Source organism: Streptomyces sp. NPDC091292, assembly GCF_044757265.1.
Classification (GTDB): Bacteria; Actinomycetota; Actinomycetes; order Streptomycetales; family Streptomycetaceae; genus Streptomyces.
In genome coordinates this window covers 66,386-79,046 of sequence record NZ_JBIVUQ010000004.1, presented here as the reverse complement: position 1 = coordinate 79,046, position 12,661 = coordinate 66,386, and the positions used below count along the sequence as shown (strand labels likewise).

The 12,661-nt window shown below is 70.2% G+C and carries 12 protein-coding genes; 10 read left to right on the top strand and 2 right to left on the bottom strand.

Going from position 1 to position 12,661, the window contains the following annotated elements; translation table 11 throughout:
- Window positions 1–34: 34 nt before the first annotated feature.
- From tilS to folE, 4 genes are all read left to right on the top strand, one after another.
- Complete coding sequence (gene tilS, locus ACIQNU_RS14510) at window positions 35–1,120, top strand: tRNA lysidine(34) synthetase TilS (RefSeq protein ID WP_401365760.1); 1,086 nt, start codon at window positions 35–37, stop codon at window positions 1,118–1,120.
- Between the two features lie 50 nt (window positions 1,121–1,170).
- Complete coding sequence (gene hpt, locus ACIQNU_RS14505; RefSeq protein WP_389892768.1) at window positions 1,171–1,731, top strand: hypoxanthine phosphoribosyltransferase; 561 nt, start codon at window positions 1,171–1,173, stop codon at window positions 1,729–1,731.
- Window positions 1,732–1,954: 223 nt separating this feature from the next.
- Entirely contained in the window at window positions 1,955–3,997 is a 2,043-nt protein-coding gene (gene ftsH / locus ACIQNU_RS14500) for an ATP-dependent zinc metalloprotease FtsH (RefSeq protein WP_401366400.1), read from the top strand.
- 154 nt (window positions 3,998–4,151) lie between these two features.
- Complete coding sequence (folE, locus tag ACIQNU_RS14495; RefSeq protein ID WP_401365759.1) at window positions 4,152–4,757, top strand: GTP cyclohydrolase I FolE; 606 nt, start codon at window positions 4,152–4,154, stop codon at window positions 4,755–4,757.
- A 9-nt stretch (window positions 4,758–4,766) separates the two neighbouring features.
- On the opposite strand, the gene ACIQNU_RS14490 is transcribed toward folE, so the two are convergent.
- Entirely contained in the window at window positions 4,767–5,891 is a 1,125-nt protein-coding gene (locus ACIQNU_RS14490) for an alpha/beta hydrolase (RefSeq protein ID WP_401365757.1), read from the bottom strand.
- Window positions 5,892–6,140: 249 nt separating this feature from the next.
- Here ACIQNU_RS14490 and ACIQNU_RS14485 point away from each other — a divergent pair, with 249 nt between their 5' ends.
- The 6 genes from ACIQNU_RS14485 (at window position 6,141) to ACIQNU_RS14460 (ending at window position 11,350) form a co-directional block, all read left to right on the top strand.
- Complete coding sequence (locus ACIQNU_RS14485; protein ID WP_401365756.1) at window positions 6,141–8,051, top strand: phosphatidylglycerol lysyltransferase domain-containing protein; 1,911 nt, start codon at window positions 6,141–6,143, stop codon at window positions 8,049–8,051.
- A gap of 112 nt (window positions 8,052–8,163) precedes the next feature.
- On the top strand, window positions 8,164–9,030 hold the full coding sequence (gene folP / locus ACIQNU_RS14480) for a dihydropteroate synthase (RefSeq protein WP_401365754.1): 867 nt from the start codon (window positions 8,164–8,166) through the stop codon (window positions 9,028–9,030).
- On the top strand, window positions 9,027–9,593 hold the full coding sequence (locus tag ACIQNU_RS14475) for a nuclear transport factor 2 family protein (protein ID WP_401365752.1): 567 nt from the start codon (window positions 9,027–9,029) through the stop codon (window positions 9,591–9,593). Before folP ends, ACIQNU_RS14475 begins: the two co-directional genes overlap by 4 nt.
- A gap of 267 nt (window positions 9,594–9,860) precedes the next feature.
- Window positions 9,861–10,220 (top strand): dihydroneopterin aldolase, encoded by a 360-nt coding sequence (gene folB / locus ACIQNU_RS14470; protein WP_401365750.1) that lies wholly within the window; start codon window positions 9,861–9,863, stop codon window positions 10,218–10,220.
- A complete protein-coding gene (folK, locus tag ACIQNU_RS14465; protein WP_401365748.1) occupies window positions 10,217–10,828 on the top strand; it encodes a 2-amino-4-hydroxy-6-hydroxymethyldihydropteridine diphosphokinase in 612 nt (203 codons plus the stop codon). Before folB ends, folK begins: the two co-directional genes overlap by 4 nt.
- Before the next feature lie 51 nt (window positions 10,829–10,879).
- The gene (locus ACIQNU_RS14460) at window positions 10,880–11,350 is read left to right on the top strand and encodes a DUF3180 domain-containing protein (RefSeq protein ID WP_401365746.1); all 471 of its coding nucleotides are present in this window, start codon (window positions 10,880–10,882) and stop codon (window positions 11,348–11,350) included.
- A 19-nt stretch (window positions 11,351–11,369) separates the two neighbouring features.
- Here the strand turns inward: ACIQNU_RS14460 and ACIQNU_RS14455 are convergent, their stop codons facing one another.
- Window positions 11,370–12,524, bottom strand: a complete 1,155-nt coding sequence (locus ACIQNU_RS14455; RefSeq protein WP_401365744.1) for an ABC transporter ATP-binding protein — start codon at window positions 12,522–12,524, stop codon at window positions 11,370–11,372.
- Between the last annotated feature and the right edge of the window lie 137 nt (window positions 12,525–12,661).

Here is a 12,661-nt window from a genome sequence, read left to right as displayed (position 1 = left end):
CCACACCCCCCGAACTTCACGAAGGGAACCGGACATGGGTCCCCATCCTGCGGTCGCGGCGATACGCCTGGCGGTCCGCCGCGTACTCCACGACGTCCTCAACGAACTCGCCCAGCGCCCCGACACCACCCCCCGAGCCGCCCGAACCGCCGTCGCCCCCGGCGGCCCCGGTGATCACGGCCACCCCGCCACCCCCCGCGACGCGCGGCCCCCCCTCGTGCTCGTCGCCTGCTCCGGCGGCGCCGACTCCATGGCGCTCGCCTCGGCCCTCGCCTTCGAAGCCCCCAAACTCGGCATCCGCGCCGGTGGGATCACCGTCGATCACGGTCTCCAGCCCGGCTCCGACCTCCGCGCCGCCGACGTCGTCGCGCGGCTCACCGCGCTGCGCCTCGACCCGGTGGACTCCGTCGCCGTGACCGTCGGCCGCGACGGCGGTCCCGAAGCCGCCGCCCGCGACGCCCGGTACGCCGCCCTGGACGCCGCCGCCGAACTCCACGGCGCCGCCGCGATCCTGCTCGGCCACACCCGCGACGACCAGGCCGAAACCGTTCTCCTCGGGCTGGCCCGCGGCTCCGGCATCCGCTCCCTGTCGGGCATGGCCGCGGTCTCGGGGGCCGGCGGCCGTTACCGGCGCCCCTTCCTCCACCTCGACCGGCAGACCGCCCGCAAGGCGTGCCTCGTCCAGCATCTGCCCGTCTGGGACGACCCCCACAACGCCGACCCCGCGTACACCCGCTCCCGGCTGCGCCACGAGGGCCTGCCCGCCCTGGAGAAAGCTCTCGGCAAAGGCGTCGTCGAGGCCCTGGCCCGTACGGCCCAGCTGTCCCGCGACGACGCCGACGCCCTCGACTCCTGGGCCGCCCAGGCCGAGACCGCGGTACGCGACCCCGCGGGCCGGCTGGAATGCGCCAAGCTGTTCGCGCTGCCGCCCGCCGTGCGCCGCCGCATCCTGCGGCGCGCGGCGATCGAGGCGGGTGCGCCGGCCGGCTCGCTGTTCGCCCGTCACATCGAGGAACTCGACCGCCTGATCACCGGCTGGCGCGGCCAGGGAGCCATCAATCTCCCGGGCAAGGTCGTCGCTCAGCGGCAGGGTGGCAGACTGGTGATTCGGCAAGGCTGAGACGAGCCCCGCGACGGCGGCTCAACCGGCGGCTCGGACGACCGAAAGTGATGCGGGTGGACGCGAAAGACATGGGCACCGACCTGAAGTCGGTGCTCATCACCAAGGAAGAGATCGACGCCAAGCTGGCGGAGCTGGCCGCGAAGATCGACGCGGAGTACGCGGACAAGGACCTGCTGATCGTCGGTGTCCTCAAGGGCGCCGTGATGGTCATGGCGGACCTGGCGCGTGCGCTGTCCACCCCGGTGACCATGGACTGGATGGCCGTGTCGTCGTACGGCGCGGGCACCCAGTCCTCGGGCGTCGTCCGGATCCTCAAGGACCTGGACACCGACATCAAGGGCCGGCACGTGCTCGTGGTCGAGGACATCATCGACTCCGGGCTCACCCTGTCCTGGCTGATCTCCAACCTCGGATCGCGTGAGCCCGCGTCCCTCAAGGTGTGCACGCTGCTGCGCAAGCCGGAGGCGGCGAAGGTCGCGATCGACGTGGAGTGGGTCGGCTTCGACATCCCCAACGAGTTCGTCGTGGGATACGGCCTGGACTATGCCGAGAAGTACCGCAATCTCCCCTTCGTCGGTACGCTCGCGCCCCACGTTTACGGCGGCTGAACCGCCCCGCGCCGTATTCTCGGGGACTCGCCGGGAATCCGGTGGGACCTTGGTGGGAACCCAGAACCTGTTCCCGCCGTTGGAGCATGCGAAGACTGGTTCGGCGGCCGTCCCCTGCGCCTTCGGGTGACAATGCTGGGGTACCGTCCGAAGAGCAGTCTTCAAAACAGTCTTTATCAAACTCACTATGGCAGGAGGGACGGGGCGACACCGCTCCGTATGGATGGACGTGAAGCGATACTTCCGTGGGCCGGTCATGTGGATCGTGCTGGCCGTCCTCGCCGTGGTCGTGTTGATGCAGGTCGTCGGTTCGTCCGGCGGCTACAAGACGGTGGACACCGGCCAGGTCATTCAGGCGATCAACGAGGACAAGGTCAAGTCGGCCAAGCTCACCACCGGTGATGAACAGACCATCAAGGTCGAGCTGAGTGGCAGCAACAAGGTCGAAGGCAGCCAGAAGATCCAGGCGAGCTACATCGGCACCCAGGGCGCCGACCTCGCCAACACCTTGCAGACCAAGTTCCAGGACAAGAAGATCGCGGACGGGTACACCGTCTCGCCGTCGAAGCAGAACCCGTTCCTCGGGATCCTGCTCTCGCTGCTCCCCTTCGTCCTGATCGTGGTCGTCTTCCTGTTCCTGATGAATCAGATGCAGGGCGGCGGCTCCCGGGTCATGAACTTCGGGAAGTCCAAGGCCAAGCTCATCACCAAGGACACCCCGAAGACGACGTTCGCCGATGTGGCGGGGTCCGACGAGGCCGTCGAGGAACTGCACGAGATCAAGGAGTTCCTCCAGGAGCCGGCGAAGTTCCAGGCCGTCGGCGCCAAGATCCCCAAGGGCGTCCTGCTCTACGGCCCGCCCGGTACCGGCAAGACGCTCCTCGCGCGCGCCGTCGCCGGTGAGGCCGGGGTCCCCTTCTACTCGATCTCCGGTTCCGACTTCGTCGAGATGTTCGTCGGTGTCGGTGCGTCCCGGGTGCGCGACCTCTTCGAGCAGGCCAAGGCGAACGCCCCGGCGATCGTCTTCGTCGACGAGATCGACGCGGTCGGCCGGCACCGTGGTGCCGGGCTCGGCGGCGGGCACGACGAGCGTGAGCAGACCCTGAACCAGCTCCTGGTGGAGATGGACGGCTTCGACGTCAAGGGCGGTGTGATCCTGATCGCCGCGACGAACCGGCCGGACATTCTCGACCCGGCGCTGCTGCGCCCCGGCCGTTTCGACCGGCAGATCGCGGTCGACCGCCCGGACATGATCGGCCGTCTGGAGATCCTCAAGGTCCACCAGAAGGGCAAGCCGGTCGCCCCGGACGTCGACCTGTCGGCCGTCGCGCGGCGCACTCCGGGCTTCACCGGCGCGGACCTCAGCAATGTGCTGAACGAGGCCGCGCTGCTGACCGCCCGCAGCGACCGCAAGCTCATCGACAACCAGATGCTGGACGAGGCCATCGACCGCGTCGTGGCGGGCCCGCAGAAGCGGACCCGGATCATGTCGGACAAGGAGAAGAAGATCACCGCGTACCACGAGGGCGGACACGCCCTGGTCGCGGCGGCTTCCCCGAACTCCGACCCGGTCCACAAGATCACCATCCTGTCCCGGGGCCGCGCCCTGGGGTACACGATGGTGCTCCCCGACGAGGACAAGTACTCGACCACGCGGAACGAGATGCTCGACCAGCTCGCGTACATGCTGGGCGGGCGCGCGGCCGAGGAGTTGGTCTTCCACGACCCGACGACCGGCGCGGCCAACGACATCGAGAAGGCCACGACCACCGCACGCGCGATGGTCACGCAGTACGGCATGACCGAGCGTCTGGGCGCGATCAAGTTCGGCGGCGACAACACCGAGCCCTTCCTGGGCCGGGAGATGGGGCACCAGCGCGACTACTCGGAAGAGGTCGCGGCCCTCGTCGACGAAGAGGTCAAGAAGCTCATCGAGAACGCGCACAACGAGGCGTGGGAAATCCTCGTCGAGAACCGCGACGTCCTCGACAACCTGGTGCTTCAGCTTCTGGAGAAGGAGACGCTGGGCAAGGAGGAGATCGCCGAGATCTTCACCGCCATCACCAAGCGCCCGGCCCGCCCCGCGTGGACGGGCTCCTCACGGCGTACGCCGTCGACCCGCCCGCCGGTGCTCTCCCCCAAGGAGCTGTCGCTGACGAACGGGTCGGCCCCCGCGGTGACCGCGGGCGCCAAGACCGACACCACCCCCGTGGTGCCGCCGACCGAGGCGTCCCCGAAGCCGGAGGACCGGCGGTCCGAGGGCTGACGGGACGGTGACGGTCGTCTCACCAGGCCGGAATGGATGCCGCGCCCCCCAGGTTCTAGCCTGGGGGGCGCGGCATTTGTCCGTGCCCGTACGGCACGGCACCACAGGGGGGCGCGGACGAGCCCCGGCCCCCGCACAGGAACGAGGCGAAACCATGACCGACCCCGTGACGCTGGACGGCGAGGGCGCGATAGGCGAGTTCGACGAGAAGCGCGCCGAGAACGCCGTCCGCGAACTCCTGATCGCCGTCGGCGAGGACCCGGACCGCGAGGGTCTACGGGAGACTCCGGGGCGGGTGGCGCGGGCGTACCGGGAGATTTTCGCGGGGCTGTGGCAGAAGCCGTCGGATGTGCTGACGACGACGTTCGACCTCGGGCACGACGAGATGGTCCTCGTGAAGGACATCGAGGTGATGTCCTCCTGCGAACATCACCTGGTCCCGTTCGTCGGGGTCGCCCACGTCGGGTACATCCCGTCCACCGACGGCAAGATCACCGGCCTGTCGAAGCTCGCCCGCCTGGTCGACGTCTTCGCCCGCCGCCCCCAGGTGCAGGAACGTCTCACGACGCAGATCGCGGACTCCCTGATGGAGATCCTGGAGCCGCGCGGGGTGATCGTGGTGGTCGAGTGCGAGCACATGTGCATGACGATGCGGGGCGTACGGAAGCCGGGCGCCAAGACGATCACGTCGGCGGTACGGGGACAGCTACGGGTTCCGGCCACGCGGGCCGAGGCGATGAGCTTGATCATGGCGAGGTGACCTGCGGGGCTACCGGTCCGCCAGTTTCGTGCCCAGCCACTGCATCGCCGGAGGGATCTCCCTGCGCCAGGTGTTGAAGTTGTGGCCGCCGCTTTCCAGGACGATCGATGCGATGGTCGTGGGGGGTTTCGACTTGACCAGGTCGATGAACCTCATCGTGTCGCCGTAGTTGTGCTCGCCCTGCTTGCTCGTGGTGACCAGCAGGGATGTGCGGGGGGCGGGCTCGTGCTCCATGAACCACATCAGGTTCGCGCGGTCCCTTTCCGTCTGGTCGCCCTGGAAGAGGTCGCCCGTCGTGGCGTCGTTCGCCGCCGTGTAGTACGGCGACAGGGCCACCGCGCCGGCGTACACCTGGGGGTGGTGCAGGGCGAGTTTGAGGGCGCAGTAGCCGCCGGTCGAGTCGCCGATGATGCCCCAGGAGCCCGGCCTGCGGTCGACGCGGTAGTGGCCCGCGACGACATCCGGCAGGTCCTTCGCGAAGAACGTCTCGGTCTGCGGCCCGTTCGGGACGTCGACGCACTCGGTGTCGCGCGGCGGCGCCACCGTGGGCCGGAGCATCACCAGGATCATCGGCGGCATCTGGCCGGCCGCCGCCAACTGGTGGGCGGTCTGCGGGTAGTGCAGGCCCTTGATGAGCGCGGCGGCCGTCCCCGGGTAACCGGTCAGCACGGTCGTGGCCGGGAACCTGCGGTTCTGGTACTGCGGCTGGAAGTACTCCGGCGGCAGATACACGTACGCCGGTGTGGCGATGTGGGAGACCGGGCCGACGAGGTCGACCTGCTGGATCTGGCCGCCGACGTCCGGGCGGGCGCCGCCCGAGACGTTGACCGTCTGGGTCCCGGTGAGCCGCAGGGGCGCGTGGGCGCCGCCGGAGCCGTAGTCGTGGACGACGCCCTGGCCCTTCTCCTGGCCGAAGAGGTCCGCCCAGGACGCGTAGAAGCCGAACGCCTGGTTCGCGGCGACGCCGATCGTCGCGAAGATCATGAACTGGGTGGCGAGGAGCAGCGCCGCCCGTCCGACGACGGCCCGCCAGGAGCGCCGCGCCAGCCGGGGCCAGATCCAGATCGTGCCGAAGAACAGCAGCACGGCGAGTACCGCCGCCAACGCCAGCACCTTGTTGCTCGTCAGACCCATCCGGTGTTTCCCGCCTGTGCCGTCAGCCCTGCATCCAGCCCTCGACCCGGTCCTGCGACCAGCTCTGCGTCAGCATTAACTCTCTGTCGGTCTTTATGCCTGTATTTCGACCTGCTTCTTTGCAGTTTTTGTGCCGGTTTTCCGGTTCCGGAGTGAACCCGCCCCGTCGAAGCTCCGTCCTAGAGGGCGCCACAGCACCGGAGCCGGCCGGCTCCGGAATCAAGGTCTCTCGCAGAACTACGGGATGCGATGTCTGTCAGGATAGATGGGGAAATGTCGGGCAGGGTTCCGTCCGTATCCGAGCCGGAAACGCGCCGCTCGGCGGCGTCAGCAGATGCAGCGCCCGAGAGGCGTCCCGCGCGCGTACGCCACGCCCTGCGCAAGGTCACCCCGCGCGGGCCGCGCCCCGAGTCCGTCCCCGCGCTGGTCGCCGGCGCGTGCACCCTCGTCGGGCTCCTGGACATCGCGGCCGGCGTCTTCCCGCGCTTCCGGCACAGCCGTATGCACGCCATCGCCGAGGTACTCCCGGGCGCCCTGGGCCCGTTCGCCGCCGCCCTGGCGATCAGCGTCGGCGTCCTGCTGCTCCTCCTCGCGCACGGGCTGCGCCGCAACAAAAGGCGCGCGTGGCGGGCCGCGGTGGTGCTGCTGCCCGCCGGAGCCCTCGCCCAGTTCGCCTACCGCCACTCGCTCATCGGCGTCCTGATCCCGCTCGTACTTCTCGCGCTGCTGCTGCGCCATCGGAGTGAGTTCGCCGCGCTGCCCGACCCGCGCAGCCGCTGGCGGGCGCTGGCCAACTTCGTCCTCATGGGCGCCGGTTCCCTGCTCCTCGGCCTGCTGATCGTCAGCGTGCACCCCAAGCGGGTGGTCGGCGACCCGAGCCTCGCGGAGCGCCTGGAACACGTCCTGTACGGCCTCTTCGGCGTCGAGGGACCCGTCGACTACACCGGCTCCACCTCATGGACCGTCGCCGCCTCACTCGGCGCCCTCGGCCTGCTGACCGCCCTCACCACCGTCTACCTCGCCTTCCGGCCCGAACACCCCGCCGCCCGGCTCACCGAGGACGACGAGGTCCGCCTGCGGGCGCTCCTGGACAAGCACGGGCAGCGCGACTCGCTCGGCCACTTCGCGCTGCGCCGCGACAAAGGCGTCGTCTTTTCGCCCAGCGGCAAGGCGGCCGTCTGCTACCGCGTCGTCTCCGGCGTGATGCTCGCCAGCGGCGACCCCATCGGCGACGTCGAGGCCTGGCCGGGCGCCATCGAACGCTTCATGGACGAGGCCAAGGCACACTCCTGGACGCCCGCCGTGATGGGCTGTTCGGAGACCGGCGGCGAGGTGTGGACCCGCGAGACCGGCCTGGACGCCCTCGAACTGGGCGACGAGGCGGTGGTGGATGTCGCGGATTTCTCCCTGTCCGGGCGTGCGATGCGAAACGTACGCCAGATGGTGAAACGCATCGAACGTTCGGGCTACGAGACCCGGGTACGGCGCGTCCGTGACCTCGGTGACCAGGAGCTGGACCGCATCCGGCGCGCCGCCGACGCCTGGCGGGGCACCGACACGGAGCGCGGCTTCTCGATGGCGCTCGGCCGCATCGGCGACGCGGCCGACGGGGACTGCCTCGTCGCGACCGCCCACAAGGCCGACGCCCTCATCACCGAATACGGGCCGCACAGCGATCTGCGGGCCGTCCTGCACTTCGTGCCGTGGGGCAAGGACGGCGTCTCGCTCGACCTCATGCGCCGCGACCGCTCCGCCGACCCGGGGATGAACGAACTCCTCATCGTGGCCGCCCTCCAGGCCGCCCCCGGACTCGGCATCGCGCGCGTGTCGCTCAACTTCGCGATGTTCCGCGCGGCGCTCGCGCGCGGCGAGAAGATCGGCGCGGGCCCGTTCCTGCGCGCGTGGCGCGGGCTGCTCGTGTTCCTGTCGCGCTGGTTCCAGATCGAGTCCCTGTACCGCTTCAACGCCAAGTTCCGCCCCCGCTGGGAGCCCCGCTTCGTGGTCTTCCGGCACACCAGGGACCTCCCCCGGATCGGCTTCGCCGCGATGCGCGCCGAAGGGTTCGTGAACGTCGGCCTGCCGCGCTTCCTGCACCCCCGGGGCCGCACCCGGCGCCCGTGCGCCCACGAAGGCCTGGACCGCGAGGCACGGGCGGCGTGACCCGCATCGGAACAGCGACCGGCTTCCGTACCGGCACCGGCATCCGTACCGGCACCGGCTTCCGTAACCGCAGGGTGGGGGGCACCCCGTACGCGGGCCTAGGCTGGAAGCCATGAGTACCTACCAGGGCCGTGGCCGGATCGACGGGCTTCCCGTGTGGGACCGCTGCGCGGTCATGGGTGTCGTCAATGTGACGCCGGACTCCTTCTCCGACGGCGGGCGCTGGTTCGACACGACGGCCGCCGTCAAGCACGGCCTCGACCTGGTCGGCCAGGGCGCCGACCTGGTCGACGTCGGCGGCGAGTCCACCCGCCCCGGCGCCACCCGGGTCGACGAGACCGAGGAGCTGCGCCGCGTCATACCCGTCGTCCGGGGCCTCGCGTCGGAAGGCGTCACCGTCTCCGTCGACACCATGCGCGCCCGCGTCGCCGAACAGGCACTGGCCGCCGGAGCCACCCTCGTCAACGACGTCAGCGGCGGCCTCGCCGACCCCGCGATGGTCCCCACCGTCGCCGCGGCCGGCGCCCCCTTCGTCGTCATGCACTGGCGCGGCTTCATGGAGGGCGGCAGCGGCAACATACGCGGCACCTACGCCGACGTCGTCTCCGAAGTCGTCGACGAGCTGCACGCGCGCGTGGACGCCGTCATCGCCGGCGGCATCGCACCGCACCGCATCGTCGTGGACCCCGGCCTCGGCTTCTCCAAGGACGCCGAGCACGACCTCACCCTCCTCGCCCACCTGGACCGGCTGCGCGCCCTCGGCCACCCGGTCCTGGTCGCGGCCTCCCGCAAACGCTTCCTCGGCCGCATCCTCGCGGGCCCCGAAGGCGCGCCCCCGCCCGCGCGCGAACGCGACGCCGCGACCGCCGCGGTCTCCGCCATCGCCGCACACCGCGGCGCCTGGGCGGTCCGCGTCCACGAGGTACGGGCCACCGCCGACGCCGTACGCGTCGCACGGGCCGTCGAGGCCGCCCGGTGAACACACCCGACACCGACCTCGAACAGGTCGAAGCCGCCAACACCGCCTTCTACGAGGCGATGGAGGAGGGCGACTTCGACGCCGTGTCCGACCTGTGGCTGAACATCGGCGACCTCCCGGAGGGCTACGGGGCGTCCGGCCACGGCCTCTCGGGCACATCCGACGTATCCGATATGTCCGATGAAGACGACGCGTCCGGTCCGTCCGGTGACGAACCCGCGATCTCCTGCGTCCACCCAGGCTGGCCGGTCCTCACGGGCCGCGGCGAGGTCCTGCGGTCGTACGCGCTGATCATGGCGAACACCGAGTACATCCAGTTCTTCCTCACCGACGTCCAGGTCTCCGTCTTCGACGGCACCGCGCTGGTGACCTGCACCGAGAACATCCTCAGCGGCGGGCCCGCGCCCGAGGGCGGCGAGGAGCTGGGGCCGCTCGTCGGACAGCTCGTCGTCGCCACGAACGTGTTCCGCCGCACACCCGGCGGCTGGAAGCTCTGGTCCCACCACGCGTCACCCGTACTCGCCGAAACCAGTGACGACGAGACGGACGACACACCCTCCTGAGTGGGTAGGTGCCCCCGTAGGCACCTCAGTGGGATTGGCCGCCCACTGCCCTGGGTAGGGGCGGCTCCCCGGCCGTGAGCAGCCACGTTCCCCCGGGCGGCGTCCCGTCGCCCGAGCGGAACACCCGGCACCCGCGGGCGGGCACTGTCGGTGCTCGCAGGTAGATTCGATCGCAGCCGGTGTGCCGGGACGGCGCCGACCGCACTGAACGCACCGACCGCATTCGGGACGAACCGGCTGTCAACGACGATTGCAGGAGTGATTCGCGTGGATCGTGTCGCGCTGCGCGGCCTCAAGGCCCGCGGGCACCACGGCGTCTTTGCCCGGGAGCGCGAGGAGGGCCAGACCTTCATCGTGGACCTCGTCCTGGGCCTGGACACCCGGCCCGCCGCGGCCGACGACGACCTGGCGAAGACCGTGCACTACGGCATCGTGGCGGAGGAGACCGTGGCCGTGGTGCAGGGCGAGCCGGTCGACCTGATCGAGACACTGGCCGAGCGCATCGCCCAGACATGTCTCAAGCACGACGGGGTCCAGGAGGTCGAGGTCTGTGTCCACAAACCGGACGCCCCGATCACCGTCCCCTTCGACGACGTGACCGTCACCATCACCCGGAGCCGAGTATGACCGCATTCTTCGCCCAGGGGCAGAGCGATCCGACCGTCCAGCCGGTGCCCGCGTCCGTGGTGGCGCAAGTGGACGCCGCCGACACCACCCTCAGCAATCCCCAGCGCGCCGTGATCGCCCTCGGCAGCAATCTGGGCAACCGCCTGGAGACCCTCCAGGGCGCCATCGACGCCCTGGAGGACACCCCGGGCCTGCGCGTCAAGGCGGTCTCGCCGGTGTACGAGACGGCGCCCTGGGGCGTCGACCCCGCATCGCAGCCGACGTACTTCAACGCCGTCGTGGTCGTGAAGACCACCCTCCCGCCCAGCTCGCTCCTGGAGCGGGCGCACGCCGTGGAGGAGGCGTTCCACCGGGTGCGGGACGAGCGCTGGGGCCCGCGCACCATCGACGTGGACATCGTGTCGTACGCCGATGTCGTCTCCGACGATCCGGTGCTGACCCTGCCCCACCCGCGCGCGCACGAGCGGGCGTTCGTCCTCGCCCCCTGGGCCGACGTCGAGCCGGAGGCCAAGCTGCCCGGCCGGGGGCCCGTGGCCCGGCTGCTCGACATGGTCACCCGTGACAGTGTCGCGGCCCGCGATGACCTGGAACTCCGGCTGCCCGAGTAGTCGTTAAGGTCTGTGGAGACGAGGGCGGGACGAGGGCGACGAAGGGACGACGTGAAACAACTGCGCCTCAGGACCCTGGCGGGCCTGTTCGTGGTGGCGGGTGTGGTGTCGTGGGCGGGCGCGCGCCTCTGGGACTCGGTGGGGACCCTGCCGCGGGTCCCGATCGCCGCCCCCATCGTCCTCGCGGTGATCGCCGTCGTCCTGCTCGCGACGGCACTGTCGCTGCGGTCCCGGCTCCGCGCCCAGCGCGAGCGGCGCCCCGGCGCCAAGGGCGTCGACCCGCTGATGGCGGCCCGAGCCGTCGTCTTCGGCCAGGCGAGCGCCCTGGTGGCCGCCCTGGTCTCCGGTCTCTACGGCGGGGTGGGCGTGTTCCTCCTGGGCTCCCTGGACATCCCCACCCGCCGCGACCAGGCGTTCTACGCCGGCTTCTCGGTCCTGGCCGGCATCGCCGTCATAGCGGCGGCCTTCTTCCTGGAGCGGGTCTGCAAACTCCCGGAGGACGAGGACGACAACACGGCGTGACCCGCCGGGCGCTCCGCGGTCACGCCCTGGTTCCGCTCACCGTCTCCAACGCGACCTCCGCGCGGGAGATGTCCCGGGCCTCCGCCACCGTCGAGCGGCGCAGCGCCTCATGCAGACGCGCGGGCGTCAGAACCCCCAGGAACCGTCCCTCACTGTTCTCGTCGATCACCGCGATCCACCCGGCGTCATGCTGAAGCATCGTCGCGAACGCCTGCTTCAGTGACGCACCGAGCGGCAGCCACGCCTCCATCCGCCGCGCATACGCCCGCACCGTCCCCTCGCGCCCGCGTGCGTGCTCCTCGGAGATCCAGCCGTGAAGGTTGTCGTCGCCGTCGAGGACGACCGCCCAGCGCGCGTCCAGCTCCCTGGGCAGCGGATCATCCAGGTGCACGACGGGCGGCTGCTCCAGGTCGCTCTCCTCGATCGGCGTCACGGAGAGCCGCTTCAGCCCCCGGTCCGCACCGACGAAGTCGGCCACATAGTCCGTCGCCGGAGCCCCGAGCACCGTCGTAGGGGTGTCGAACTGCTCGATGCGCCCGCTCCCGTACACCGCGATGCGGTCGCCGAGGCGGACGGCCTCCTCGATGTCGTGTGTGACGAACAGCACGGTCTTGCGTACGGACTGCTGGAGCCGCAGGAACTCCGACTGGAGCCGTTCGCGCACCACCGGGTCGACCGCGCCGAAGGGTTCGTCCATCAGCAGGACCGGCGGATCGGCCGCCAGCGCGCGGGCGACGCCGACCCGCTGGCGCTGCCCGCCGGACAGCTGCTCGGGGTAGCGGCCACCGAAGACGGCCGGGTCGAGGCCGACCAGGTCGAGGAGTTCGGCGGCCCGTTCCCGCGCCTTCGACCGCTTTACACCGAGCAGATGCGGAACGGTGGCTGTGTTGTCGAGCACGGTCTTGTGCGGAAAGAGACCGACCTGCTGGATCACATAGCCGATACGGCGCCGGAGTTCCACGGGATCCGCTTCGGCTATGTCGTCGCCGGACAGGAATATCCGGCCACTGGTCGGCTCGATGAGCCGGTTCACCATCTTCATGGTCGTGGTCTTGCCGCAGCCCGACGGGCCGACGAGCGTGACGAGTTCACCCTCGCCGACCTCGAAGGACAGGTCGTCGACGGCCGTGGTGCCATCGGCATAGCGCTTCGTGACGTTCTCGAACCGGATCATGGGTCCCCATTGTGGTGCGCGCATTGTGAAGGGCATGTTGCGCCCGTACGACGGCTCTCGGTGATTGTCAGTGGTCGGGGTTAGGGTCGCAAGAACGACCGAATACCAAGGTTGACAGATGTGTGTACGAGGGGATC